Source organism: Paracoccus maritimus, assembly GCF_025195095.1.
Classification (GTDB): Bacteria; Pseudomonadota; Alphaproteobacteria; order Rhodobacterales; family Rhodobacteraceae; genus Paracoccus; species Paracoccus maritimus.
On sequence record NZ_JANAVZ010000003.1, the window covers coordinates 364899 to 390028 of the forward strand.

Annotated in this window: 22 protein-coding genes; 12 read left to right on the forward strand and 10 right to left on the reverse strand. The window is 64.1% G+C overall.

What is annotated here, in order from left to right; translation table 11 throughout:
• Positions 1 to 51: 51 nt before the first annotated feature.
• The 10 genes from MU516_RS07525 (at position 52) to MU516_RS07570 (ending at position 9245) form a co-directional block, all read left to right on the forward strand.
• Positions 52 to 780: a hypothetical protein gene (locus tag MU516_RS07525; protein ID WP_260276594.1), complete on the forward strand. Its 729-nt coding sequence runs from the start codon at positions 52 to 54 to the stop codon at positions 778 to 780.
• Entirely contained in the window at positions 777 to 1646 is an 870-nt protein-coding gene (locus MU516_RS07530) for a glycosyltransferase family 2 protein (RefSeq protein ID WP_260276595.1), read from the forward strand. The genes MU516_RS07525 and MU516_RS07530 overlap by 4 nt, the downstream gene beginning before the upstream one ends.
• Positions 1647 to 1787: 141 nt before the next feature.
• Positions 1788 to 2297 (forward strand): bifunctional 3-hydroxydecanoyl-ACP dehydratase/trans-2-decenoyl-ACP isomerase, encoded by a 510-nt coding sequence (gene fabA, locus MU516_RS07535; RefSeq protein WP_209056015.1) that lies wholly within the window; start codon positions 1788 to 1790, stop codon positions 2295 to 2297.
• Between the two features lie 24 nt (positions 2298 to 2321).
• Entirely contained in the window at positions 2322 to 3551 is a 1230-nt protein-coding gene (gene fabB, locus MU516_RS07540; RefSeq protein WP_260276596.1) for a beta-ketoacyl-ACP synthase I, read from the forward strand.
• Positions 3552 to 3578: 27 nt separating this feature from the next.
• Positions 3579 to 4367 carry an enoyl-ACP reductase FabI gene (locus tag MU516_RS07545; RefSeq protein WP_260276597.1) on the forward strand — a complete coding sequence of 263 codons (789 nt, stop codon included), beginning with the start codon at positions 3579 to 3581 and terminating at the stop codon, positions 4365 to 4367.
• On the forward strand, positions 4364 to 5014 hold the full coding sequence (locus tag MU516_RS07550) for a haloacid dehalogenase type II (RefSeq protein WP_260276598.1): 651 nt from the start codon (positions 4364 to 4366) through the stop codon (positions 5012 to 5014). The genes MU516_RS07545 and MU516_RS07550 overlap by 4 nt, the downstream gene beginning before the upstream one ends.
• Positions 5011 to 5844: an alpha/beta fold hydrolase gene (locus MU516_RS07555; RefSeq protein ID WP_260276599.1), complete on the forward strand. Its 834-nt coding sequence runs from the start codon at positions 5011 to 5013 to the stop codon at positions 5842 to 5844. Before MU516_RS07550 ends, MU516_RS07555 begins: the two co-directional genes overlap by 4 nt.
• A 74-nt stretch (positions 5845 to 5918) precedes the next feature.
• Positions 5919 to 7031, forward strand: coding sequence for an SPFH domain-containing protein (locus tag MU516_RS07560; protein ID WP_260276600.1), 1113 nt, complete (start codon positions 5919 to 5921; stop codon positions 7029 to 7031).
• 7 nt (positions 7032 to 7038) lie between these two features.
• Positions 7039 to 8313: a TFIIB-type zinc ribbon-containing protein gene (locus tag MU516_RS07565; protein WP_260276601.1), complete on the forward strand. Its 1275-nt coding sequence runs from the start codon at positions 7039 to 7041 to the stop codon at positions 8311 to 8313.
• A 20-nt stretch (positions 8314 to 8333) separates the two neighbouring features.
• On the forward strand, positions 8334 to 9245 hold the full coding sequence (locus MU516_RS07570; protein WP_260276602.1) for a carbohydrate kinase family protein: 912 nt from the start codon (positions 8334 to 8336) through the stop codon (positions 9243 to 9245).
• Here the strand turns inward: MU516_RS07570 and MU516_RS07575 are convergent.
• From MU516_RS07575 to dusB, 10 genes are all read right to left on the reverse strand, one after another.
• A complete protein-coding gene (locus MU516_RS07575; RefSeq protein ID WP_260276603.1) occupies positions 9242 to 9841 on the reverse strand; it encodes a class I SAM-dependent methyltransferase in 600 nt (199 codons plus the stop codon). The genes MU516_RS07570 and MU516_RS07575 overlap by 4 nt on opposite strands.
• A 68-nt stretch (positions 9842 to 9909) precedes the next feature.
• On the reverse strand, positions 9910 to 11241 hold the full coding sequence (gene hflX / locus MU516_RS07580; protein ID WP_260276604.1) for a GTPase HflX: 1332 nt from the start codon (positions 11239 to 11241) through the stop codon (positions 9910 to 9912).
• The gene (hfq, locus tag MU516_RS07585) at positions 11242 to 11475 is read right to left on the reverse strand and encodes an RNA chaperone Hfq (protein WP_020949330.1); all 234 of its coding nucleotides are present in this window, start codon (positions 11473 to 11475) and stop codon (positions 11242 to 11244) included.
• 134 nt (positions 11476 to 11609) lie between these two features.
• On the reverse strand, positions 11610 to 13238 hold the full coding sequence (locus tag MU516_RS07590) for a potassium transporter TrkG (RefSeq protein ID WP_260276606.1): 1629 nt from the start codon (positions 13236 to 13238) through the stop codon (positions 11610 to 11612).
• A 9-nt stretch (positions 13239 to 13247) separates the two neighbouring features.
• Positions 13248 to 14624, reverse strand: coding sequence for a Trk system potassium transporter TrkA (gene trkA / locus MU516_RS07595; protein ID WP_260276607.1), 1377 nt, complete (start codon positions 14622 to 14624; stop codon positions 13248 to 13250).
• A gap of 539 nt (positions 14625 to 15163) precedes the next feature.
• Complete coding sequence (gene ntrX / locus MU516_RS07600; protein ID WP_260276608.1) at positions 15164 to 16555, reverse strand: nitrogen assimilation response regulator NtrX; 1392 nt, start codon at positions 16553 to 16555, stop codon at positions 15164 to 15166.
• Positions 16552 to 18768 (reverse strand): sensor histidine kinase NtrY-like, encoded by a 2217-nt coding sequence (locus MU516_RS07605; RefSeq protein ID WP_425606819.1) that lies wholly within the window; start codon positions 18766 to 18768, stop codon positions 16552 to 16554. Before MU516_RS07605 ends, ntrX begins: the two co-directional genes overlap by 4 nt.
• Positions 18769 to 18892: 124 nt before the next feature.
• Positions 18893 to 20344, reverse strand: coding sequence for a response regulator (locus MU516_RS07610; RefSeq protein ID WP_260276610.1), 1452 nt, complete (start codon positions 20342 to 20344; stop codon positions 18893 to 18895).
• Positions 20345 to 20355: 11 nt separating this feature from the next.
• Positions 20356 to 21474: a two-component system sensor histidine kinase NtrB gene (locus tag MU516_RS07615; protein ID WP_260276611.1), complete on the reverse strand. Its 1119-nt coding sequence runs from the start codon at positions 21472 to 21474 to the stop codon at positions 20356 to 20358.
• Positions 21471 to 22472, reverse strand: a complete 1002-nt coding sequence (dusB, locus tag MU516_RS07620; protein WP_260276612.1) for a tRNA dihydrouridine synthase DusB — start codon at positions 22470 to 22472, stop codon at positions 21471 to 21473. Before dusB ends, MU516_RS07615 begins: the two co-directional genes overlap by 4 nt.
• A gap of 228 nt (positions 22473 to 22700) precedes the next feature.
• Between dusB and MU516_RS07625 the strand changes: the two genes are divergently transcribed.
• Together MU516_RS07625 and MU516_RS07630 are read left to right on the forward strand one after the other, a co-directional pair.
• A complete protein-coding gene (locus MU516_RS07625; RefSeq protein WP_260276613.1) occupies positions 22701 to 24083 on the forward strand; it encodes an L-serine ammonia-lyase in 1383 nt (460 codons plus the stop codon).
• A 106-nt stretch (positions 24084 to 24189) separates the two neighbouring features.
• Positions 24190 to 25101 (forward strand): COG3650 family protein, encoded by a 912-nt coding sequence (locus MU516_RS07630; protein ID WP_260276614.1) that lies wholly within the window; start codon positions 24190 to 24192, stop codon positions 25099 to 25101.
• Positions 25102 to 25130 lie beyond the last annotated feature (29 nt).

A 25130-nucleotide genomic window follows, 5' to 3' on the forward strand; every position in this document is an offset into this window, starting at 1 on the left:
GATAACCCCAATCGGCCCTGTCGGGCAGGACGCAAGAAGGAAGACACCCCCATGCAGAAGCTGTTGCCACTGATCGTGATTCTCGTGCTGGCGCTTGGCGGCTGGTGGTGGTGGCAGAACACCGCTGCGCCCAAAGCACCCTCAAGTCTTGCCGCGGAAGAGACACCTTTGGACGCACCTGACACGCAGGCTGGCGAAGCGGCCGAGATCGCCGATACCACCGCGAAGCAGACCGAGGCCACAGCCGAGGAAGTGTCCGAAACGGTCGCGGAAACGCCCGGCGATCAGCCCGTTCCAGCCAGCGAAGCGGCGGATGCCGCAGACGCGGCAGCCGATGCCGCAGCGATCGCCGCAGATGCCGCTGCCGAAGCCGTCGAGGCGTCGCAGGAAGCCGGCATCGCCCCGGCCAACGAGGCCGCAACCGAGGCGGAGGCCGCGGCCGAGGACGCGATTGCCGCTGCCGACCGCGCCGCCGACGCCGCCGCCACATCGGCGACGGACACAAGCGCGGATCAGGACGCGACCGAGACCGCCGCAGAGGCGGCAGAGGACGCGGCCAGCGCCACCGCAAGGGCGGCCGACGCGGCCGCGACGGCCGCCGAGATCGAGACGCTGCTGACCCCCGAAGGATTCGACGCGGGCCGCGTGACGGAAATCATCGAAAGCGCGCAGATCTCGCAGACGCAGAAGGCCACGCTGATGCGGCTTGTGGAAAGCGCGGCAACCAACCCCGATCTGCTGCGGGCGGCGCTGGATCAGGTAAAGGCCGTCATGCCATGAGCGCCGAGACTGGATTGCTGGACTTTCTGAAGCGCGGAGCCCGGCAGATCCAGCGTGGCCCCCTTGCCATGATCCTGATCGAGGATGACGCCGCCGTCACCGAAACCATCGCCCATCATCTGCGGGTCGGTTTCCGCCACGTGCTTGCGCTGTCGCCCGAGCCGATCACCCTGCCCGACGACATGGCCGCCCGCGTGACCAATCTGATCTGGGATACGCGTCGCCCCGCTGCCCATGTAGAGGCTGTGAACGCCCTGATCCCGGCGGTCCCTGACGGCACATGGCTGTATTACTGCTTCAACGCAGAGTTTCTGTTCTTTCCGTTCAGCGAACATCGGTATGTCGGCGAAATGCTGTCCTTTCATGCCGAAGAACGCCGCAGCGCCATGCTGAGCTATGTGATTGACCTCTATGGCCCCGATCTGAGCCAGTGCCCGTCTGGTGTGGATCTTGACCAGGCGATGTTCGACCGGACCGGCTATTACGCGCTGGGGGTGGCCGGACCGGATGGCGTTCACCTTGAACGCCAACTTGCATTTCACGGCGGCCTTCGTTGGAGATTCGAGGAATATCTGCCCGCGGATCGGCGCAGGATCGACCGTATTTCGCTGTTTCGCGCCAGCGAGGGGCTGAAGATCGGCGACGATCACAGGTTCAACGACAACGAATACAACACCTATGCCTGCCCATGGCACCACAACCTGACCGCGGCGATCGTATCGTTCCGTGTCGCGAAGGCCTTGCTGCGCAACCCTGATTCACGCGACGCGATCAGCGGGTTCACCTGGCGAAATTCGCACAAATTCGAATGGAATGCCCAACAACTGATGGATCTGGGACTGATGGAACCGGGCCAATGGTTCTGACGGTCAGGCCCGCCATCACGCCCCTGATGCCGATGCCGCAGCCAGAACCGCTTGCACTTGCACGCGCTTTGTCGTGAATGATAGACCATGCGTCAATCTTAACTCGGGCGGAGTTCACGCCCAGATGGAAGGCAGGATTGCATGGCGATGACCCAAACAAGCTTTGACCGTGACGAGTTGCTTGCCTGCGCGCGCGGCGAACTGTTTGGCGAAGGCAACGCACAACTGCCTGAACCGCCGATGCTGATGATGGACCGGATCACCGATATCTCGGGCGATGGCGGGCCGCATGGCAAGGGACATGTGGTCGCCGAATTCGACATCAAACCCGATCTGTGGTTCTTCGACTGCCATTTCCCCGGAAACCCGATCATGCCCGGCTGCCTGGGGCTTGATGGGCTTTGGCAACTGACCGGCTTCAATCTGGGCTGGCGCGGCTGGAAGGGGCGCGGATATGCCCTGGGCGTGGGCGAGGTCAAGTTGACCGGCATGGTCCGCCCCGACCGCAAGATGCTGCGTTATTTCGTCGATTTTACCAAGGCGGTTCAGACCCGCCGGCTGACGATGGGCGTGGCCGATGGCCGCGTCGAGGCCGATGGCGAAGTGATCTATCAGGTCAAGGACATGAAGGTCGCGCTGTCGGAAAGCTGATTTTTTATCTTGAGGAGGCCCCCAATGCGACGCGTCGTCATCACTGGCCTTGGCATCGTATCACCCATTGGCAACAACGCCGCCGAGGTGACCGAAAGCCTGCGCGCCGGCCGTTCGGGCATTGTCTTTGCACCCGAATATGCCGAACACGGCTTCCGCAGCCAGATCCACGGCATGCCCCAGATCGTGCTGGAAGACCATATAGACAAGCGTAACCTGCGCTTCATGGGTCCGGGCGCGGCCTACAACTTCATCGCCATGCAACAGGCCATTGCCGATAGCGGGCTTGAGGAGAGTGACGTGTCGAACCCGCGCAGCGGGCTGATCATGGGATCCGGCGGGCCGTCGACATCGAATTTCTTCGAAGCGCATCAGATCGTCATCGAAAAGGGCGCACCCAAGCGGATGGGACCTTTCATGGTCACGCGCTGCATGTCCTCCACGAACTCGGCCTGCCTGGCCACGCCGTTCAAGATCAAAGGCGTGAACTATTCCATCACCTCGGCCTGTTCGACCAGCGCGCATTGCATCGGCAATGGCGTCGAACAGATCCAGATGGGCAAGCAGGACATCGTCTTCGCTGGTGGCGGCGAGGAACTGGACTGGACCCTGTCGTGCCTCTTCGACGCGATGGGCGCGATGTCGTCGAAATATAACGACACGCCTGAAACCGCCTCGCGCCCGTATGACGCGACGCGCGATGGTTTCGTGATCGCCGGCGGCGGTGGCGTCGTCGTGCTGGAGGAACTGGAACATGCCAAGGCGCGCGGCGCCAAGATCTATGCCGAGGTCACCGGTTACGGCGCGACCAGCGACGGCTATGACATGGTCGCCCCTTCAGGCGAAGGCGGCGAACGTTCGATGAGGCTGGCCATCGACACCCTGCCCGAGGGCCGGGAGGTCAGCTATATCAATGCACATGGCACCTCGACCCCGGTCGGCGATATCGGCGAGATCCGTGCGATCAGGCGCATCTTCGGCGAAGGCGCAACCCCGCCGGTCAGCTCTACCAAGTCCTTGACCGGTCACAGCCTTGGCGCGACCGGCGTGCACGAGGCGATCTATTCCCTTCTGATGTTGCAAAATGACTTCATTGCAGCATCTGCAAATGTCGATACACTGGACCCCGAGATCCAACCGGGCGAAGTTGCCACAACCCGGGTTGACGACGCCGGACTGGATTCAGTCCTGTCCAACAGCTTCGGCTTCGGTGGTACCAATGCCACGCTGCTGATGTCTAAATATTTGGAATAAAACAAGAAACGACGCAGAGGTCAGAATATGGGCGATCTTCTTAAAGGCAAGCGCGGGCTTGTGATGGGGGTCGCCAACGACCATTCCATCGCTTGGGGCATTGCACGGGCGGTCGCGGCCGAGGGTGCGGAACTTGCCTTCAGCTATCAGGGCGAGGCTTTCGGCAAACGCGTGCAGCCCCTGGCCGCATCGGTCGGGTCGGATTTTCTGGTCGATGTGGATGTGGCCGACGACGCGTCTCTGGACGCGGCGTTCGCGGCTATCAACGAACGCTGGGGAAAGCTGGATTTCCTGATCCATGCCATCGCATTTTCCAACAAGAACGAACTGACCGGTCGGTTCATGAATACCAGCCGCGCGAACTTCAAGCACAGCCTTGAAATTTCGTGCTATTCGCTGATCGAGGTTGCCCGCCGCGCCCACCCGCTGATGTCGGATGGCGGGTCGCTGATCACGCTGACCTATGGGGGATCGAACAGGGTCACGCCATTCTACAACGTCATGGGTGTGGCCAAGGCGGCATTGGAATCCTCGGTGCGCTATCTGGCCAACGATCTTGGTCCCGACGGCATTCGGGTGAATGCGATCAGCCCCGGTCCGATGAAGACCCTGGCCGGTGCCGCGATCGGTGGGGCGCGTAAGACCTTCCGTCACACCGAAGCCAACGCACCGCTGCGTGCCAATGCCACGCTGGAGGCGATCGGCGGCACGGCCTGCTGGCTGCTGTCGGATTGGGGCGCGTGCACCACGGGCGAGATCGTCACCGTCGATGGCGGCTATCACGTGCTGGGCATGCCGCAATCGGACAATCTGTGATCCATGTCTTCGACGCCTATGGCACGCTGTTCGACGTGGACGGCGCTGCACGACAGGCGGCGCAAGGCGATCCCGCACTGAAGGACATCTGGGTGGCGCTGTCTGCGGACTGGCGGCGCAAGCAGCTGGAATATTCGTGGCTGCGTGCAATCACCGGCGATCACGTGGATTTCTGGCAGGTCACCTCGGACGCGCTGGATTGGGCCGCCGAACGCCACGGCGCGTCCACCGCTCAGGCGGCCAAGCTTCTCGATCTGTATCGCACCCTGCCAGCCTATCCCGAAGTTTCCGAGGTTCTGGACCGCCTGCGCGGCGCGGGCGCGGGCACCGCGATCTTTTCAAACGGTTCGCCGCAGATGCTGTCGGACGCGGTGCACTCGGCCGGGCTATACGGCCGTCTGGACGCGCTTCTGTCAGTCGAAACGGTGGAACGGTTCAAACCCGCCGCCGTTGCCTACGGTATCGTGACACGTCATTTTGCCTGCGACCCCGGCGCGATCACCTTCGTGTCGTCGAACGGATGGGATATCTATGGGGCTGCGCGGTTCGGATTCCGAACCGTCTGGGTCAACCGCGCGGGCCTGCCGGTCGATCGCCTGCCCTGTAAACCCGACCGCATCCTGACCGACCTGAAAGGACTTTCATGACGCAGTTTTTTACCGCCGAAGACGGCGCGAAGCTGGCATACAGCGACGAAGGCCTAGGTCTTCCGGTGCTGTGTCTGGCCGGACTGACGCGCAACATGGCGGATTTCGACTATGTCGCGCCCCATCTGCCGGGGGTGCGGCTGATCCGGATGGACTATCGCGGGCGCGGGCGTTCAGATTACACTGGGGCAAACACCTACACCGTGCCGCAAGAGGGCAAGGACGCGCTGGCGCTGCTGAACCATCTGGGCATCGACAAGGCCGCCGTGCTGGGCACATCGCGTGGCGGACTGATCGGCCTGCTGCTGGCGGCGGCGGCGCACGACAGGCTGCTGGGGCTGTGCCTGAACGATGTTGGCCCTGAAATCGAAAAGGCGGGGCTGGACCGGATCTTCGACTATGTCGGCCGAAATCCGCGCGCGCATACCCATCAGGAACTTGCCGACAAGCTGCCGGCGGCTATGCCCGGCTTTGCCAATGTCCCCGAGGGCCGCTGGCTGTCGGACGCCCGCAGGCATTATGACGAAACATCTGACGGCTTGAAGATCAGATACGACCCGACCCTGCGCGACGCGTTCCTTGATGCCTTCAAGGGCGAACAGCCCGACCTTTGGCCGCTGTGGCAGGCGACTGCCGGGTTGCCGGTGGCGCTGATCCGCGGCTCGAACTCGGACCTTCTGTCAGCCGAAGTTGCGGACAGGATGCAGCGCCTTCGACCGGACATGATCTTCGCCGAGGTGCCCGATCGCGCGCATGTGCCATGGCTGGATGAGGCCGAAAGCCTCGCGGCACTGAACCGCTGGCTGGCACTGCTGGTCCGGGCCGCGTAATCCTGCGCAATTGACAAACCGGCCGTCGCGCCCCTGAATGCCGCCAACCGGCATCTGCAGGAAAGGCGCGGCGCATGAGTATCTTCGACATCCTCGGTGGCGAATTCATCGAGATCATCGAATGGACCGACGACAGTCGCGACACGATGGTCTATCGCTTTCCGACCGTCGGCAAGGCGATCAAGTATGGCGCCAAGCTGACCGTCCGCGAAGGTCAGGCAGCGGTCTTCGTGCATGAGGGCCAACTGGCCGACGTGTTCGGGCCCGGCCTGTATCTGCTGGAAACCAACAACCTGCCGATCCTGACCCGTTTGCAGCACTGGGACCACGGCTTTCGCAGCCCTTTCAAGTCGGAAATCTACTACGTCAACACGACGCGCTTCACCGATCTGAAATGGGGCACCAAGAATCCCGTGATCGCGCGCGATCCGGAATTCGGCCCCGTACGCCTGCGTTCCTTCGGCACATATTCGATGCGCGTGACCGACCCGGCGAAGTTCATGTCCGAGATTGTCGGCACCGATGGCGAATTCACCCGCGACGAGATCAGCTTCCAGATCCGCAACGTGATCGTACAGGAATTCTCGCGCATGATCGCGGGTTCGGGGATTCCTGTCCTGGACATGGCGGCCAACACCGACCAGTTGGGCAAGATGGTCGCCAAGGCGATCGAACCGGTGATCGCCGCATACGGCCTGACCATTCCCGAATTCTATATCGAGAATATCAGCCTGCCCGAAGCGGTCGAGGCGATGTTGGACAAGCGCACCTCAATGGGCATCATCGGCGATCTGGACCGCTTCGGCCAGTATGCTGCCAGCGAGGCGATGCTGAACGCCAGTCAGAATGCCGGCGGCGCGGGCGCAGGCATGGGTGCGGCCATGGGCGCCGCGATGGGCATGGGCATGGCGCGTCCCGGTCCGTGGGGGCCGCAGCCGCAATCCACCGCGCAGGTTGCGCCGCCGCCCCTGCCCGGCAAGCAGGTCGAGACCGTGTGGCACGTCGCACTGGAAGGCGAGGCGCAAGGACCCTATGGGCGCGGGCATCTGGGACGGCTGATCCAGGAAAACCGCTTCACGCGCGAGACATTGGTCTGGACGCCCGGCCAGAATGGCTGGCTGCCGGCGGATGAGGTGCCGGAACTGGCGCAACTGTTCACCACGATGCCGCCGCCTCTGCCGGGCTGACGCCGGAATGCCCACCCCGCCGACCGAATACCGCTATCCTTGCGAGAATTGCGGTGCCAGCCTGCGTTTCAAACCGGGCCAGCAGATGCTGGTCTGCGAGTACTGCGGTCATCAGCAGCGCATTGGCGACGGGGCCGCACGCGCCCCGGCCCGGCAGGCGCAGGGCGGGGCCGACGGTGAGGCCGCGATCCTAAGGGATCCGTCAACCGGGCGGGCGCTGCAATGGGATGCCGGACACAAGTCGCCCGATCTGATCGAGATCCCGCTGGACAGGGGGCTGCGTCTGGATGCCGGATCAGAGATCACCGAGGATATCCGGACGCTGTCCTGTCCGAATTGCGGCGCACGGATCGAGATCGCGGGCGACAGCCATGCCACCGCCTGTCCTTTCTGCGCTACGCCCGTGGTCACCGACACCGGGATAACGCGGCAGATCAAGCCGCAGGGTGTTTTGCCCTTCCTGCTGACCGAGGAACAGGCCCGTTCCGCCATGGAAGACTGGCTTGGCAGCCTGTGGTTTGCGCCATCCGGCCTGACTTCCTATGCGCGGCGCGGGCGGAAGATGCGTGGGATCTATTCACCCTACTGGACCTTCGATGCGCGGACCCGATCCGAATATTCGGGCCAGCGCGGCGACGCCTATTATCAAACCGTCTATGTCACGCGCGAGATCAACGGTCGCAGTCAGCGCGTCGCGCAGCAGGTCCGCCGCATTCGGTGGCGCCGGGCCAGCGGCAGGGTCGCACGCGATTTCAACGATGTTCTGGTCCTTGCCTCGGCGTCACTGCCAAGACGCTTCACGGATGGGCTGACGCCCTGGGATCTGTCGCATCTGCGGCCCTATCGCCCCGATTATCTGGCGGGGTTCGAGGCCGAGGGATACACCATCCCGCTAAGCGACGGACATGCGACGGCGCGGCAGGAAATGGCGGGCGTGATCCGGAATGACGCACGTCGCGACATCGGCGGCGACGAACAGCGCGTCGAACAGATCCGCACCGAATATGGCGACGAGACATTCAAGCATGTGTTGCTGCCGGTCTGGACCGCCGCCTATCGCTATAACGGCAAAAGCTTTCGCTTCCTCGTCAACGGACAATCGGGCCGGGTACAGGGTGAACGGCCATGGTCGGTCTGGAAAATCGCAGCCGCCATGATCGCGGCGCTGGTAGCGCTAGCGGTTTTCCTGTATCTCGCCGAGGCAGGGGGTTACATCCAGCTTGGGTCGGGTCTGCCACTGGACGTCGGCACGCCGTCAGGGGACTATGTGATCCACAGCTAATGGGCTTCGGAGGGGGAAAGATGATCCTGTGCGCGGGCGAATCGCTGATCGACATGGTGCCCGAGAACGGCACTTTCCGGCCGCTGGCAGGCGGCGCGGTCTATAATACCACCGTTGCGCTGGGGCGCCTTGGCGAACCCACCGCTTATCTTTGGCCCATCAGTCGTGACGCGTTCGGTGACATGCTGCTGGATCCGCTGACCGAGGCCGGCGTGGATACGACGCTGTGTCCCCGGTCCAACCGGTTGACGACCTTGGCTGTGGTCACACTCAGCAATGGTGACGCGCGCTATTCGTTTTATGACGAAGGTTCGGCCGGTCGGATGCTGTCGCCCGAAGACCTGCCCCAGCTGCCCGCCGATATCGAGGCGCTATTCATCGGCGGGATCAGCCTTGTTCCCGACCCTTGCGGCGCCGCGATTGAGGCGCTTGCAGCGCGGCACCACGAAAACCTGCCGGTGATGATCGACCCCAATATCCGGCCGTTCTTCATTACCGACGCGGACGGTTTTCGGGCCCGGCTGGATCGGCTTTTGCCGCTGACCGACATCGTCAAACTGTCCGCGGACGATCTGGAATGGCTGTATCCCGATCTTGCCCATGAGGATGCGGCCCGCAAGGTTCTGGATCTGGGGCCAAGTATGGTGCTGCAAACAGGCGGTGCCGCGGGTGCGCGCGCACATTGGGCAGGCGAAACCGTCGTCGCGCCGGCGATCCGCACCACGGTCGCCGACACGATCGGTGCGGGCGACACGTTCAATGCCGGGGTTCTTGCCAGTCTGCGCCGTCAGGGCACGTTGTCGAAGGCCGGATTGGCCGCCATCACGGCCGACCAGATCCGCACCGCCCTGACGCTTGGCGCGCAAGCCGCCGCGGTCACCGTATCGCGGCCGGGTGCAAACCCGCCATGGGCGCATGAAATGCCGGTCTAATCCGGCTTTCTGACAATCACATCGACCAGCGCGGCGGGGCCGGAATGTCCCGGCCCTTCGTCCAGGACCGCGTCATACTCCTGCGCGCGGATCACCTGCCAGCCTGGATAGGCGGCAAGGATCAGGGGAACTGTCCATAGCTGCTCCTCGATCTTCGGCCCGCCCGATGAATTTGCCATCTGCCGAATACTGAAGCCGTGCAGGAACACCTGTCCGCCGGATCGAACCGATCTGCCCAACCCGGCCAGAATCCGGGACCTGAAGCCCGGTGCAGCGAATTGGAAGAAACAGCCAAGCGCAGCGTCGAAGCTGCCGTCGGGCCAATCAAACCCATCCAGCGATTCGGACCGCCAGTCCAGCTTGACGTCGTGGCGGGCAGCCAGATCCAGGGCCTTTGCACGCCCGGACTCGGTCGGCTCGATGGCGGTGACATGATATCCCTGCCGGGCCAGCCAAACCGCGTTGCGACCCTCGCCCTCGGCGATGGTCAGGACGCACGCCCCCTGCCCCAATCCGACCATGTGATCACGGACGAACGCGGCCGGGGATCGCCCATAGTGAAATGCCTTGCCTTCGAACCGCGCATTCCAGTCCATTGCACATCCACCTGTCCTGGTTTTCCGTTTTTGCGAGGACCCGCAACCGGCCCGTCACAGACTGGCAGCTATTCCTCGGGGCTGTCCAGCGCCTCGAAGCCGGCCCGCTGGCGCGCGGTCCAGCGCAAATGCAGAACCAGCCCATCCTCGACGGCTTCTTCGCGTTCAACCACGCCAGCCTCGTGCAGCCATGCGCGCCTGCGACCGTCGCTGAAGGCAAGCCGCACCGTCGCTTCGGTGCGCGGCTCGTCCAACGCGCGAGACAGATGCGTGTCGATCGCAACGATCAGATCGTCCAGCCCTTCGCCGGTCAATGCGCTGACCGATTGCACACCTTCGGTCCGCGAATCGGTGCGGCGCAGCGCGGCGCGCGTGTCGTCTGACAGCGCGTCGATCTTGTTCCACACCTCGATCAGTTCGACATCCTCATCAACCCCAAGGCTTTCCAGAATTTCGGCCACATCTTCGGCCTGCTCCTCGGTCTCTGGGTGGCTGATGTCGCGCACATGCAGGATCAGATCGGCTTCCAGAACCTCTTCCAGCGTGGCACGAAACGCCGCGACCAGTTCGGGCGGCAGATCGCTGATAAAGCCGACGGTATCGGACAGGATGATCTTGCGCCCTGACGCACCGCCACCGGCATCCGGCAGACGAATCGCCCGCATCGTCGGATCAAGCGTCGCAAACAGCATGTCCTTGGCCATCACCTCGGCCCCGGTCATGCGGTTGAACAGCGTCGATTTCCCGGCGTTCGTATAACCGACCAAAGCGACGATCGGATAGGGCACCTTGGCCCGCGCGGCGCGATGCAGCGTGCGGGTCTTGACTACGCGCTCCAGTTGACGGCGCAGGCGCGTCATTTGTTCGTCGATCGCGCGGCGGTCGGCCTCGATCTGCGTCTCGCCCGGACCGCCGACAAACCCCAGTCCGCCGCGCTGCCGTTCAAGGTGGGTCCAGGCGCGCACAAGACGCGTGCGCTGATAGGACAGCGCCGCCATTTCGACCTGCAGCACGCCTTCACGCGTTCGCGCACGGTCGGCGAAGATCTCGAGGATCAATCCGGTCCGGTCCAGCAGCTTGACGTCCCAGTCCTTTTCCAGATTGCGCTGCTGAACGGGCGTCACGGGTCCGTCGACCAGCACAAGTTCGGCCTCGACCGATGCCAGCCTGTCACTGATTTCGGCAAGCTTGCCCTTGCCGAACAGAGTACCGGGATTGGGTTCGCGCAGCCTTGCGACTTCTTCGCCCACGATCTCGATACCCGGCAGCGCATGGGCCAGCGCCACGGCTTCGGCAAGCGCGTGTTCGGGATCGCGTCGCTGGGTGCGCGCGTGCCCAAGATCGGGATGGATCACATAGGCGCGGGTCGGCCTTGCCTCGGTCGAGGTGGGTTCGGCCAATCAGTCCTCGCCTTCGTAAAGCGAAATGGGCTGGCCGGGCATAATCGTGCTGATCGCGTGCTTGTAGACCAGCTGCGATTGGCCGTCGCGGCGCAACAGCACGCAGAAATTGTCGAACCAGGTGATGACACCCTGCAACTTGACGCCATTTATCAGAAAGATCGTCACCGGAACCTTGGCCTTGCGGACATGGTTCAGGAACGCGTCCTGCAGGTTCTGCTTGTCACCAGCCATTTGTATATTCCCGTTTTTGTGCGGCCTGATCTTTCAGACATCTATGCGACACATCGGGGTCATGCAAGACGATGCGAACACTAGCAAAAGTCAATCTGCACGATCCGGTTCGGGCGGTCCGCCACGCCGACCGGTCAGCGGCGCCAGAACTCTGGCGAAAACAGGGCCAGGATCGCCAACGTCTCTAGTCGGCCGACGACCATCGCGCCGGCCAGAATGATCTTCGTCAGGGACGGCAGACCCGACCAGCCTTCCCAAGGTGCCGACGCAATACCGGCTGATCCGTCAAAGGCCGGGGTCAACGGAATCGCGCCGGCCAACGGGCCGGTATTGGTCAGCGCAGCGATGGAAAGAATCGTCGCGGTTTCGAACTCGATCTGCTGGATGGATACCAGCGCGACCGTGACGGCGATGGAACTGGCGAACAGCATGAAGAAGATGAACGCCAGATAGGCGCCCTCGCGTCGCAACCGCCGAGCCACCCGTCCGCCGCCGGCGACCGAGCTGGGATGGATGATCCGCTCCATCTCGCGCTCGCCATGACGGGCCAGCGCATAGACCCGCAGCAACTTGACGCCACCCGCCGTCGTCGCCACACCGCCCCCCATCATGGCCAGCCCGGCAAGGATCAGACCCGGCGATGTCAGCCCCGACCATGCCCGCGCGCCCTGCCAGTCAACCGAATTCCAGCCCGTCGTGGTCAGATAGCTTAGCGCGTTGAATAACCCGCCCCAGAAGGCGGAAAGCGCGTTGCGCAGGTCAGCGGGCATCAGCGGCGCGGAAATCGCGGCATTGCCGGTGTCGATCGCGCCCAGAAAATGCCGCAGAAACAGGAGCAGTGTCACCAAAGCGACCAGCCCGGCCGCCATTTTCAGTTCGGGATCATCCGCCAGCCGTCTGGTCGCGCGCAACTCGCTGCCGCCAGGCCAGAAACGACGCGACAGCGCGGGGATCAGGAAGATGAAAACGACGACCTCCCCGGCGATACCCGAGCTTTCACCCGCAGGACCGATGACGGGCGAGATACCGCTGGTCGCCAACGTGCCCATCGCCCGACACAGCGCCACAAGGGAGCCATCCCCCAACAAAAGCAGCAGCAGCCACATCAGCAGGGTCAGACCGCCATAGACAGGAAGCACGGTCTGCGCGCTGCGCCACAGGCGATAGGCCGGATCATTCAAAGCGGTGCGAAACTCGGGCGACGACAGATGCGACTGCGTATCGCGCGGATCCGCGGATTCCGGCAGGCTTTCAAAATGTTCGCTGCGACCGTAGGGCGAGGACATGATCTCGAAGCCCCCGACGCGCAACGGCGCAAGGACGGCGACAGCCGCGACCAGCATGAAGAATCCGCCCATCCAGCCTACCATCGCCCGCCACAGATGCAGCGGCAACGGCAGCAGATCGGCCGAATACAGCGACGCGCCAGTCGTCGTCAGCGACGACACCATCTCCCACCACGCATTGAAGAAACCTGTGTCGGGAAGGCTCTCGGCGAAGGGAACTGCGAGGATCAGGGGCAGCACCACCATCGACGCCAGCATGCTGAGCAGCGTGTTGCGGGCGCGCGCGGGCTGCGGATTGGCGATGGTCGCAAGCCCGATCAGCCCCGACAGGATCAAAGCCAGAAGCGCCGAGTAGAAGAAATTCCGCGCGATCGCGTCCTCGTTCACAACCGACGCATAGGCGGCCGGCACAAGCATCGCCATGGCCGAAACGACGGTCAGCTGGATCAGCAGCGGTTGGCGCAGCAGCGGCGACACCGGCCCGGCTCAGAAAAAATCGATCGAGACCTGCAGAAGGCGCTCGACCTCCGGCACGTCTGCGGTCAGCGCAAAGATCAGAACGATGTCGCCCTCTTCGATACGTGTGTCCGATGACGGCTTCACGATCCGGTCGCCCTTCTGCACCGCACCGATCAGCACGCCTTCGGGAAATTCGATGTCGCGGATGGCGCGTCCCGACATCGGTGATGTCGACAGAACCTGCGCCTCCATGACCTCGGCCTCGGCATCGCCGATGGAATAGATGTCGCGCACGCGGCCGTGACGGATATGGCGCAGAATGGTCGATACCGTCGTGGCACGGGGGTTGATATAGGCGTCGATGTCCAGCGCCCCCATCAGGGGAACCAGCGTCGGATCGTTGATCAACGAAATGACCATCCTTGCCCCGGCCTGCTTGGCGCGCACGGCGGCAAGAATATTGGTCTTGTCGTCATCGGTGACAGCCAGCACGGCATCGGCCGTCGGCACCGCTGCCTCTTCCAGCAGTTCGGCCGACAGCCCGTCCCCGTTCAGCACGATGGTTCGTTCCAGCCGGTCGGCTGCATATTCCGCACGGGCGCGGCCATGTTCGATCAGTTTCGCGCGGATCCGGTCGGGACGCGCCTCAAGCGCGCGGGCAACGGCAAGCCCGACATTCCCGGCCCCGATGATGACGACCCGTTCCTGCTTTTGCGGCGGCTTGCCAAAGATTTCCAGCGTCCGGTTCACGTCCTCGATATGGGTGAAGATATAGACCTGATCGCCCGCGAACAGCTGGTCGCCCGCCTCGGGCGCGAACAGCCGCCGGTCGCGGCGAACACCGGCGACGATAGCGCGCAGGCTTGAAAATATCTCGTTCAACTGCCGCAACGGGGTGTTCAGGGCCGGGCAATCCGGTTCAAGCACGATCCCCAGCAGCTGGATCTTGCCGCCAAGAAACGTCTCGACGTCAAAGGTCGAGGGCGCGGACAGGCGCTGCAACGCGGCCTTGGCGACCTCGCGCTCGGGGCTGATCACCACGTCGATGGGCAAGTGGTCGGTGCGGTAAAGATCAGAATAGATCGCATCCAGATAGGCACTGCTGCGCAGCCGGGCGATCTTTCGCGGCACCTGGAACACCGAATGCGCCACCTGGCAGGTGACCATGTTCACCTCGTCCGAATGGGTGGCGGCGATGATCAGGTCGGCATCGCGCGCGCCCGCCTGATCCAGAATGTCGGGATGACTTGCGAACCCGGTGACTCCCTGCACGTCCAGCGCGTCGGTGGCCCGTCGGATCAGTTCGCTGTTGTTGTCGATCACGGTGACGTCGTTGCGTTCGCCCGACAGATGCCGCGCGATCTGCCAGCCGACCTGCCCTGCTCCGCAGATGATGATCTTCATCCCAGTCCTCGTCCCGACGCGGCGCACCGCCCTGTGCTTTGCCTATGACGCTTGCCCAGAACGCGCAACACCTTCGCCCGTTCCTGAAGTGCGAGACGCCCAACCCAGGCGCCACGAAACTGCAACGTCTTACGCTGATGCTTGCAACATGGAGGCCGACGCATTAATAATTAACGTAAGGTAAACCTTACCAAGGCGGCAATCAGTGAGGCGGTTTGCGGAATGCTGATTTCCTGCCCCTTCGTTCGGCGGCGCGGCTGCGCAAATGCCCTGGCCATGTATCGCTCAGGCGATGCGGAAGTCGCCGTCACAGCAACCAGGCCAGATGACAAGAACGGAGATGGAGAATGCGTGCACCGTCCGCCCGCGGTTTCGTCTGCTCGCGCGGCGTGACATTTGCAGCATGAAGTTTGTTCCCCCGAACGCCGTCGCCAGTCACCCTGACCTGGTCGTGGTCGGCGATGCTGATTGGCAGTGCATCGCCGACCACCTTTTCGTTGTCTAGTTGGCATCCGATGGCTGCGCGACGTCGCCGCATGTCACTTTCCGGCAATCAGTTCCTCTTCGCCGCGCATCCCGCCCACGACTCCAAGCGATTTCAGCTTGCGGTGCAGTGCGCTGCGTTCCATTCCGACGAACTGGGCGGTTCGGCTGATATTGCCGCCGAAGCGATTGATCTGAGCCAGCAGGTATTCACGCTCGAACATCTCGCGCGCCTCGCGTAGCGCCATCGCGGTGATCTGGGGTCCAAGGCTCAGTGCGTCGCTGTTGTCGGGCGTTGCACCCTGCGGTTCAAGCTCGGCCGGCTGGATCGGCCCGCTTTCCTCGGCCAGGATCAGCACGCGTTCGATCACGTTGCGCAACTGCCGGATATTGCCCGGCCAGCGCATCGATTGCAGCGCCGCGACCGTATCCTCGGGCAAGTCGCGCGCCGGAAGACCCTGCATCCTGTTGAAATGTTCGATGAAATGCCGCGCCAGCAGCGCGATGTCGTCGCGCCGGTCGGCCAGCGACGGCACGGCGACGGGCACCACGTTCAGCCGGTCGTACAGTTCCTGCCGAAAGCGTCCGGCTGCGATTTCAGCCATCAGGTCGCGATTGGTCGAAGAAATCACCCGAAGATCCACGCGCACCTTGTCCGAACCGCCCGCCCGTGAGAACTGCTGTTCCGTCAGGACGCGAAGGATCTTCGGCTGGGTGCCAAGCGGCATGTCGCCGACCTCGTCGAAATAGATGACGCCGCCATGCGCCTGTTCCAGCAGTCCGGGCTCGATGCCACGCTCTGGCGTCTCGCGGCCGAACAGCACCTCTTCCATTCGCTCGGGCTCGATGCTGGCGCAGGGCACGGTGACAAAGGCAGCGTTGGCCCGCGGGCTGTGAGCATGGACATAGCGCGCGGCCAGTTCCTTGCCGGCGCCGGGTTCGCCGGTCAGCATAACCCGTCCGTTCGACTTGGCGACCTTGTCCAGATTGTCGCGCAGCCGCTTGAAGGCAGCAGACTGTCCCAGCATCTCGGCCAGGCGTTCGCCGCCGCGGCGCAGGGTGCTGTTCTCGCGACGCAGGCGGCTGGTTTCCATCGCCCGGTTCACCACGACCATCAGCTGGTCGATATTGAACGGCTTCTCGATAAAGTCGTACGCGCCCTGCTTGATCGCAGCGACCGCGATCTCGATGTTTCCGTGTCCCGAGATGATGATGACCGGCACGTCGGGATTGTTTCGCTTGACTTGCTTGAGGATGTCGATCCCATCCATCCGGCTGTCCTTCAGCCAGATGTCCAGCACCATCAGCGCCGGTTCGGCGCTGTTCAGCGCGTCGACCGCCTCGTCCGAATTCGCGGCCAGTCGCGTCTCGAAACCCTCGTCCTTCAGAATATCGGCGATCAGTTCGCGGATATCCCGTTCGTCGTCGACGATCAGAATGTCACTCATATCAGTCCCGCCTCGTCTTTTTCTTGCCTCGGCTTGCGTTGCGCCCCGCGCACGGGATGCCGTTCCCGCGGCAGACGTATTTCGGCCATCGCGCCATCCCGTCCGGGCGCGTCCGTCAGGGCAAGGCTGCCGCCATGCTCTTCGACGATCTTCTTCACGATCGGCAGGCCAAGGCCGGTGCCCTGCGATTTCAGTGTCACATAAGGTTCGAACAGCCGCGAACGATCTGCAGGCAGTCCGGGGCCGTTATCGACGATGCGGATGGCCACGGCGTCATGTTCGGTCTGCATCGTCACATCGATGCGCGGGACCCAGCCATCGGACGCGCCGGCGGCGGCACGTTCCTCGATTGCCTCGCCCGCGTTCTTCAGAAGATTGGTGAAGGCCTGGCGCAACATGCCGGCGTCGCAATCAACGACCACGGGCTGATCGGGAATTTCCGTGTGCAGCGCGCCACCAAGAGCATCCTGTTGCAGCAATACCGTCTCGCGCAGCAGCGCGGCCAGATCGGTTTCCGCCCGGTCGGGTTCGGGCATCCGCGCGAACCGGCTGAATTCGTCCACGATTCGTCGCAGATCGCCGGTCTGACGGATGATGACATCGACATACTGATCCAGCGACGCCTTCTCGTCCGCGCTGGCCAGTGGACCAAACTTGCGCCGTAGCCGTTCCGCCGAAAGCTGGATCGGGGTCAGCGGGTTCTTGATCTCGTGGGCGACGCGCCGGGCGACGTCGCCCCACGCGGCCATGCGCTGTGCGCTGACCAGTTCGGTGACATCGTCGAACGCCACCACATACCCCTCAAGCCCGCCATCCGTGCCGCGCCGCACGGCCATCCTGACAAGCAGGCTTTCGACACGCCCCTCTCGAGCCAGGCGAACCTCGTCCTGAATCGCCTCGACGACCGAGGCAGACAGTTTCCCGAACAACGGCGCGAATTCGGGAACCGCTTCGGACAACAGCGCATCGATATCGCGCTGCGGGTCCAGCCCCAGCAGACGGGTCGCCGAGCGGTTGACGAAATCGATCTCGCCCGCCGCATCCAGACCGATCACGCCAGATGTGACCGACGTCAGCACGTTGTCGAACAGTCGGCGCTGTTCGTCGCTGGCGCGATAGCTTTCGATCAGTTCCTCGCGCTGCGCCTTGAGTTGGCGGGTCATGCGGTTGAAGCTTTCGCCAAGCGTCTGGATCTCGTCGCCGGTATCGGGTTCGGGCACCTGCACATCCAGATCGCCGCGGCCGACCTGTTCGCTGGCCAGGGCCAGCGCCCCGATCGGTCGCGACAGGCGGCTTGCAAACCACAGCCCCAGCCAGACCGCCGCCGCCACCAACAGCAATGCGAAGCCCAAATAGACCAACGAGAATTCGAACAGAACCTGTCCGCGCGTCTCTTCCAGTTGCCTGTAATCGCCCACGGTCGCGCGGGTATCATCGAGCAATCCCAAAAGGTTACCGTCAACATCTCTGGTGACGTACAAATATCGGTCGGCCAGTGGCGGCAGCGCGACCAGCGCGCGGAATTCATTGTTCTGCCAGTCCTCGACCAAGGCCAGACCGTCGGCTTGTGCCGTGTCCAGCTGTTCGCTGGTCGGCGCCTCGTACCAGAACAGATAGCTGCGTTCGCCACGCGCCCGGATCTCTCCAGAGCCGTTGATGATATAGGCTTCGCGCAGGCCGCGCTGGATCAGCGACTGTCCCTGCGCCAGCAACTGCCGCATTTCGCCATCGTCGATCATCGGGTTGGCGCGCCCCGCCTGGATCAGCACCCCGGCCAATGCCCGCGCATCCTCGGTCAGATCCTGGCGATGCTCGTCCTGATACGCCTCGGCTGCGGCCTGTGATGTGGTCACAACCTGCTGCACACGACCCGAGAACCAGCCTTCAAGGCCGATATTGACCAGAAGTCCGGCGAACAGCGCCACCAGAACCGTCGGCACCAAGGCAAGGCCGACGAACACGGCGACCAGCCTTGAATGCAATCGCGATCCTGCTGCCGAGACACGTCGCGCCGCGATCAGACGCGCCATCCGCGCGACCACCAACCCGATCAGGCAGATCAGATACAGAAGGTCCAGAAGCAAGATCAGGCGCAGCACACGGCTTGCAACGCCATGGCTGAACGGCCCAAGCACGGTCACCGTGACCGCAGCCAATGCCGCTCCGATCAGCAAAGCGCCCCACGCCAGGATGCCACGCCATCGGCGCGGCAATTTGATCCTTGCCAGCCTGTCCCAGCTCAGCCCTGATCCGGACTCTGCCATAACCCCCACTCGCCGTCTGTCGCGGCTTTCACTGTTACAGCACCGTTGCCCGGCGACTGCACCTGTGGCGGTTTTACATCAGTTTGCGGCGCCGTGTCACCTCGATATTCAGCTCGGTCAGCTTCTTTCGCAGCGTATTGCGGTTTATTCCCAGCAGATCGGCGCAACGAAGCTGATTTCCGCCGGTCGCATCCAGCGCCACCTGCAGCAACGGCCTCTCGACCTCGCGCAGGATACGGTCATACAGGCCTGGCGGCGGCAAGGCATCGCCATGCAGGTCGAAATATCGCTGCAGATGCGCCTCGACCGAATCCGACAACCTGGAATTGCCACCAGGCATCGGCGTTGCGGCTGACATCGCAGATGGCTGTTCGACCGGCCCTGAATCACCCGTCATCATGGGCATCCGCGGCGAGGTCTGCTGGCTCAGCGCCTCTGACATCTCGGTCGCCGACACCGCAGGACCGCTTGCGGTCAGGGCCAGCCGTCGCATCATGTTTTCAAGCTCTCGTACGTTACCCGGAAACGCATGCGATCGCAGCATCGCCGCGGCATCATCGGACAGGCTGCGTTCGGGCAGGCCCTGCGCTGCCGCGCGCGCCAGAAGATGATCGGCCAGCGGCAGGATGTCATCGACGCGGGCCCGCAAGGGCGGCACCGTGATGGTCACCCCCGCCAGCCGGTAATACAGATCCGAACGCAGACGACCGGCGGCCACATCGGCCTGTGGATCAGGTCCGGTTGTTGCGACGATGCGCGGCGCGGCGGCCCGTTCGGGTCCGGATTCCAGCGCCTCGATCAAACCGATCAGCCGCGCCTGCGCGGCCTGATCGAAGCCCGCCGGGTTCTCGATCACGATCGTTCCGCCGCGGGCCTTTTCCGCCGCGCGACCGATCGACCCCTCTCCCACGTCGGCCGAGGTCAGCACCGCGATTCCGCGGTCGCGCCGATCTGACAAATCATGGAAGGATCGGGCGATGATCGTCTTTCCGACGCCCGCCTCGCCTGCGATCAGGACCGGAAGATCCGCGTTCAAGACCCGCGCGACCATGCGAAACAGGGCCTGCATCGCGGGCGCGTGACCGATCAGGGGCATGGCGGGGTCGGCGCTTTCGCGCGGCGCCGAGGCGGTCATTTCCGGCGACGTGTCGGACCTGCGCGGTCGTCGTGACAAGGCTTGCCCGGCCTTGGACATCAGATCCGGCAGATCGAAGGGCTTGGGCAGGTATTCGAAGGCATCGGCCTCGGTCGCGCGGATCGCGGTGACGATGGTGTTCTGGGCCGATATCACGATCACCGGCAGGTCGGGACGCGCCTCGTGAATGGCCGGGATCCGGTCGATACCGTTCCCGTCAGGCATCATCACGTCGGTGATGACCAGATCACCGCGCCCTTCCTCGACCCATTTTGCCAGTTGCGCGAGGCTACCCGTTGCATGGACCCGACAGCCCGCGCGGGTCAGCGCCTGCGTCAGGACCGTGCGGATGGTGCGGTCGTCGTCGGCGATCAGAACGGTTCCGTCCATGGCGAGGATCCTTATGCCTTTGGCAGCGAAATGCGAAATCGGGTTCGGCCGGGCCGAGAATCGACCCGGATCAAGGCGCCGTGATCGGTGATGATCTTGCTGACCAGCGCCAGACCAAGCCCGGTGCCATTCTCACGGCCCGACACGAAAGGTTCGAAGATCTGGTCGGCGATGGCGGCGGGCAGGCCCGGGCCGTTGTCTTCGATCACGATCTGCAGCGGCAGCGGGCGTCCGGTCGGATCATCCTCGTCAGGCGGCAGGCGCAACGTGTGGTCATAGTAGCTGTGAAGCCGGATCGACGGATCTGCCGAATCGGTCAGCGCCTCGGCGGCGTTCTTGACCAGGTTCAGGCACACCTGGGTCAGCTGATCCGCATCCGCCAGCGCCGGCGGCATCGAGGGATCATAGTCCGCAGTCATCGAAATTCCCTGCGCGAAGCCGACCGTGGCGGACCTACGGACCTTTTCCAGCACGTCATGGATGTTCACCGGCGACAGCTTGGGCGAGGATGTATCGCCGAACCGTTCGACCTGTTCCAGCAAGGTCACGATGCGCCGGGTTTCGCTGACGATCATCTCGGCCATCTCGCGATCCTCGGCCGACGCGTTCATGCCCATGATCTGGGCGGCGCCGCGAATCCCGGCCAGCGGGTTCTTGATCTCGTGGGCCAGCATTTCGGCCATGCCGATGGCGCTGCGCGCAGCGGTTCGAACCGCCCGGCTTTGATATTGCAGCCCGGCATCGTCAAGCGGCACCAGCAGGATCGAAACGGCGCCTCCGCCTCCCCCGGATGGTCCCGCATGGACCGCCGCCCTTCGGGCCTGATGACCGCCGGCGCGGTCGCCGATCTCGAAAAGAACATCCGCCTGATACAGCGCCTCGTCCGACCGCGTCACCCGGCCGATCAGCGGACGCAACGAGGGACGGACGCGCAACCGCTTGGTCATCGCTTCGCCCTCAAGGGTTTTGCCGATGGTCGAATTGCGCGAGATGTTCAGCCAGATCTCCGCGGCGTCATTCATCGCCGCCACCCGCCCCTTGTCGTCAAGAACCAGCGCAGGAAGCGGCAGGCAATCCCAACCCGGCCCAGGGCAAGCCTCGCGAAAATCTGCCGGACGGGCACAGGTCATGCGGCGATACCCCTGGCATCCGCAAATGCACGGCGGATCAACGCGACCGTCGCCGCGGGGCTGTCGGCCCGCAACATCTCGGCCCGCAAGGGGGCCGCGCTGGCTTCGGCATACCAGCCAAGATGCTTCCGCGCGACGCGCAGCCCCAGTTCAGGTCCATAGAAATCCAGCATGTCCTGATAATGTTCTTCCACGGCATCGGCCAACGCATCGCCCTGCGGGACGACCGGCGCCGGCGTTCCCCACAGATCATGCGCGATCCGCGCCAGTTGCCAGGGCGCGCCCTGTGCCCCGCGCCCGACCATGACGGCATCGGCGCCGGACCGTGCCAGGGCCGATCGCGCAGACGCCGCATCAACCACATCACCATTCGCAACCAGCGGCGGGCGATCGGGTATGTTGGCCACATCCGCGATCCGGTCCCAATCGGCCCGCCCCTTGTAGAACTGCGCGCGCGTGCGTCCATGCACGGTCAGCATCCTGACCCCGGAATCGCGCGCGCGCCGCGACAGATCCGTGGCATTCAGGCAGGTGTCGTCCCATCCCAACCGCATCTTCAGCGTCACCGGAACGCTGACCGCCGCCACCACCGCATCGATCAACCCCAGCGCGTGATCCAGATCCCGCATCAGCGCCGCCCCCGACAGACCCCCGGTCACCTTCTTGGCGGGGCAGCCCATGTTGATGTCGATAATGCAGGCACCCATCGCCTCGACAATCCGGGCGGTTTCGGCCATCGCTGCGGCTTCTCGGCCAGCGATCTGCACGCTGACCGGCAGGCCGCCTTCCGTCAGTGCCCGAACACGCGCCGATGCGCGCCCCGACGGCCGTGGCGTCACCATTTCGCTAGAGGCGACCATTTCGCTGACCATCAGACCGGCGCCGTGCCGGGCCACTGCGCGCCGAAACGGCAGGTCGGTGATCCCGGCCATCGGCGCAAGGAAAACCGGCGGCCCCAGCTTCGTGTCGCCTATCATGATCGGTTCGGGCAATCTCATATCCTGTTCCTTCACCTTGCCGGGCTGTCACCGCAAGGACCGTGCCGCGGCGTCGCGAACTCGCCTGCGCCGCCCCAATGCAGATGCACAATAATAAGGCATATTGCAATTTTTTCAGGCAGCGCCCGGCGTGGCGAATGTCGCAACCATCCCGTGCAGGCGTCGCATCCGTCATGGCGTCCAAGGCCGCCACCTGATTAGATACCGGTAAACTTGCAAGGGTGTATCATGTTCCTGTCGGTCTTCGATCTGTTCAAGGTGGGTGTCGGTCCGTCGTCGTCCCATACCATGGGGCCGATGGTCGCCGGGGCGCGGTTTCTGGATGCGCTGCGCCAGCAACCGTTCCGCGCCCACGGGCTGAAGGCCAGCCTGCATGGCAGCCTTGCCTTTACCGGCAAGGGGCATGCGACCGACCGCGCCACCATCCTTGGACTGGCGGGGTTCGTGCCGGCCACGATGGACGCCGATAAGGCCGAGGCCGCGCTTGCCGCAAACCGCGAAAGCTGCGTCCTGACGCCCGACGGGCTGGGCCAGCTGCACTTCGATCCGGACGCCGATCTGCGCTTTGACTATGATCACGCCCTTCCCGGCCACGCCAACGGCATGACGCTTTCGGCGACGGACGCACAGGGCGACGTGATCTTCCATCAGGTCTATTATTCTGTCGGCGGCGGCTTCGTGCTGACCGAGGATGAACTGGCGCGCAAGGGCGACGAGGATCGCAGCGACGCAACCCCGAAGGTTCCCTATCCCTTCGCCAGCGCCGAAGAGATGCTGGCGATGGCCGAAAAATCGGGCAAATCCATTGCCCAGATGAAACGCGCGAACGAGCTGGTCTTCCGCAGCGATTCCGAGGTCCGAGACGGCCTGCAGCGAATCTGGCAAGTGATGCGCGACTGCATGGACCGCGGGCTGGAGGCGTCGGGCACCCTGCCGGGCGGCCTGAATGTCCGCCGCCGTGCGCGTGCCATCCACGAAAAACTGATGGCCGAGCGCGGCATGAACCTGACCGCGCCCCACGTCATCAACGACTGGATGTCCACCTATGCGATGGCCGTGAACGAAGAGAACGCCGCCGGGGGGCAGGTCGTGACCGCGCCCACCAACGGCGCGGCGGGCACCGTGCCGGCGGTGATCCGGTACTGGCTGGACCATGTACCGGGCGCGACCGAACGCGATCTGCCGGATTTCCTGCTGACGGCCGCGGCGGTCGGCGGTCTGATCAAGCACAACGCCTCGATCTCGGGGGCCGAATGCGGATGCCAGGCCGAGGTGGGCAGCGCATCCGCGATGGCCGCCGCCGGGCTTGCCGCCGTGCTGGGCGGGACGCCCCGACAGGTCGAGAACGCGGCCGAAATCGCGCTGGAGCATCACCTGGGAATGACCTGCGATCCGGTGAAGGGCTTGGTGCAGGTGCCCTGCATCGAAAGAAACGGACTTGGCGCGATCAAGGCCGTCAGCGCGGCCAGCCTCGCCCTGCGTGGTGACGGCACCCATTTCGTGCCGCTGGATGCCGCGATCGAGACGATGCGCCAGACCGGCAGGGACATGTCCGAGAAATACAAGGAAACATCGTTGGGCGGTCTGGCCGTGAACGTGCCGAACTGTTGATCGGCAATCAGGCGGCCTGTCGCCAGCCGGACTGCGCGACGCTTGCCCCCGAAGGCCGCGATTGCTAACGCTTGTGCGACAGTGATCCAAATACAAAAGGCCGCCGATGTCCTCGCGTCTCGCACTCATCGCCATGCTGACCTTGTCGCTTGCCGCCTGTGAAGGCACGGGCTTGCCAGGGCTTGGCACCGACGAACAACCTCAGGTCGAAGGCCACAAGGGCCCACCCGGCGTCTCGCCGCTGGAAGCCCCGATCGAAACCGGCGCCGGGGCGCGCGCCGTCTCGACGGCCGAAGCGAAGACCTACAACACCACGGCGTTCAGCGCGCGCGGCAACGAGCCCTTCTGGGCCGTCGATGCGGCGGGCGGCACCGCGATCTACAAGACGCCCGACAATCAGAAGGGTCGCGCAGTCCGCGTCAGCCGCCTGAACTTCGCCGAGGGCGTCGAATATATCGGCGTTCTGAACGGTCGGCCCTTCGTGCTGACGGTGCGCGGTCGCGAGTGTCAGGACAGCATGTCGGGCGAGAAATTCCCGATGTCGGCGGAACTGAAGGTTTCGGGACGGACCAATCGCGGCTGCGCAGCACCCGCATCGGCCGAACTGGCCGCCGCCGTCGCGGCGGTCAAGGCACCGGCACCGGCCCAGCCCAAGCCCAAGCGCGTCGCAGCACCGAAACCGACCGCCGCCGAACCGGCCCCGGCGACACGTCCGGCCGCTTCGACGCCCGCGACCCCGGCGCCTGCCACCTCGCAGCCAACCGATCCGGAACCCGCTTCGACGGAACCCGCCTCGGATGGGCCCGGCAGTGTGACACCGCCAGCAAATGACACGTCGGCGCAGCCGGAACCGGCGACACCCGCGACCGGAACAAGCAGTGATGCGGCACCGGATGCCAACCCGGTGCCAGACCTGCCGATGCGTCTGCCCCAGACCCCACCGACCGTGACGCAGGACGCTGCGGACACGGGAACCGGCGCGACCGAGGACAGCCCCACCGAAACCGGCGACGAGTGATCGCGCCGGTGCCTGCGGCGCAGATGTCG

Excerpts from the sequence above, each read along its gene's own strand:
- MU516_RS07630 (WP_260276614.1), top strand. The coding sequence starts at position 24,190 with ATGTCCTCGCGTCTCGCACTCATCGCCATGCTGACCTTGTCGCTTGCC.
- MU516_RS07575 (WP_260276603.1), bottom strand. The coding sequence starts at position 9,841 with ATGGACTGGAATGCGCGGTTCGAAGGCAAGGCATTTCACTATGGGCGA.
- fabA (WP_209056015.1), top strand. The coding sequence starts at position 1,788 with ATGGCGATGACCCAAACAAGCTTTGACCGTGACGAGTTGCTTGCCTGC.
- trkA (WP_260276607.1), bottom strand. The coding sequence starts at position 14,624 with ATGAAGATCATCATCTGCGGAGCAGGGCAGGTCGGCTGGCAGATCGCG.
- MU516_RS07610 (WP_260276610.1), bottom strand. The coding sequence starts at position 20,344 with ATGGACGGAACCGTTCTGATCGCCGACGACGACCGCACCATCCGCACG.
- MU516_RS07530 (WP_260276595.1), top strand. The coding sequence starts at position 777 with ATGAGCGCCGAGACTGGATTGCTGGACTTTCTGAAGCGCGGAGCCCGG.
- MU516_RS07570 (WP_260276602.1), top strand. The coding sequence starts at position 8,334 with ATGATCCTGTGCGCGGGCGAATCGCTGATCGACATGGTGCCCGAGAAC.
- dusB (WP_260276612.1), bottom strand. The coding sequence starts at position 22,472 with ATGAGATTGCCCGAACCGATCATGATAGGCGACACGAAGCTGGGGCCG.
- MU516_RS07615 (WP_260276611.1), bottom strand. The coding sequence starts at position 21,474 with ATGACCTGTGCCCGTCCGGCAGATTTTCGCGAGGCTTGCCCTGGGCCG.
- MU516_RS07525 (WP_260276594.1), top strand. The coding sequence starts at position 52 with ATGCAGAAGCTGTTGCCACTGATCGTGATTCTCGTGCTGGCGCTTGGC.
- MU516_RS07545 (WP_260276597.1), top strand. The coding sequence starts at position 3,579 with ATGGGCGATCTTCTTAAAGGCAAGCGCGGGCTTGTGATGGGGGTCGCC.
- MU516_RS07565 (WP_260276601.1), top strand. The coding sequence starts at position 7,039 with ATGCCCACCCCGCCGACCGAATACCGCTATCCTTGCGAGAATTGCGGT.
- MU516_RS07625 (WP_260276613.1), top strand. The coding sequence starts at position 22,701 with ATGTTCCTGTCGGTCTTCGATCTGTTCAAGGTGGGTGTCGGTCCGTCG.
- fabB (WP_260276596.1), top strand. The coding sequence starts at position 2,322 with ATGCGACGCGTCGTCATCACTGGCCTTGGCATCGTATCACCCATTGGC.
- MU516_RS07560 (WP_260276600.1), top strand. The coding sequence starts at position 5,919 with ATGAGTATCTTCGACATCCTCGGTGGCGAATTCATCGAGATCATCGAA.
- MU516_RS07555 (WP_260276599.1), top strand. The coding sequence starts at position 5,011 with ATGACGCAGTTTTTTACCGCCGAAGACGGCGCGAAGCTGGCATACAGC.
- ntrX (WP_260276608.1), bottom strand. The coding sequence starts at position 16,555 with ATGAGTGACATTCTGATCGTCGACGACGAACGGGATATCCGCGAACTG.
- hfq (WP_020949330.1), bottom strand. The coding sequence starts at position 11,475 with ATGGCTGGTGACAAGCAGAACCTGCAGGACGCGTTCCTGAACCATGTC.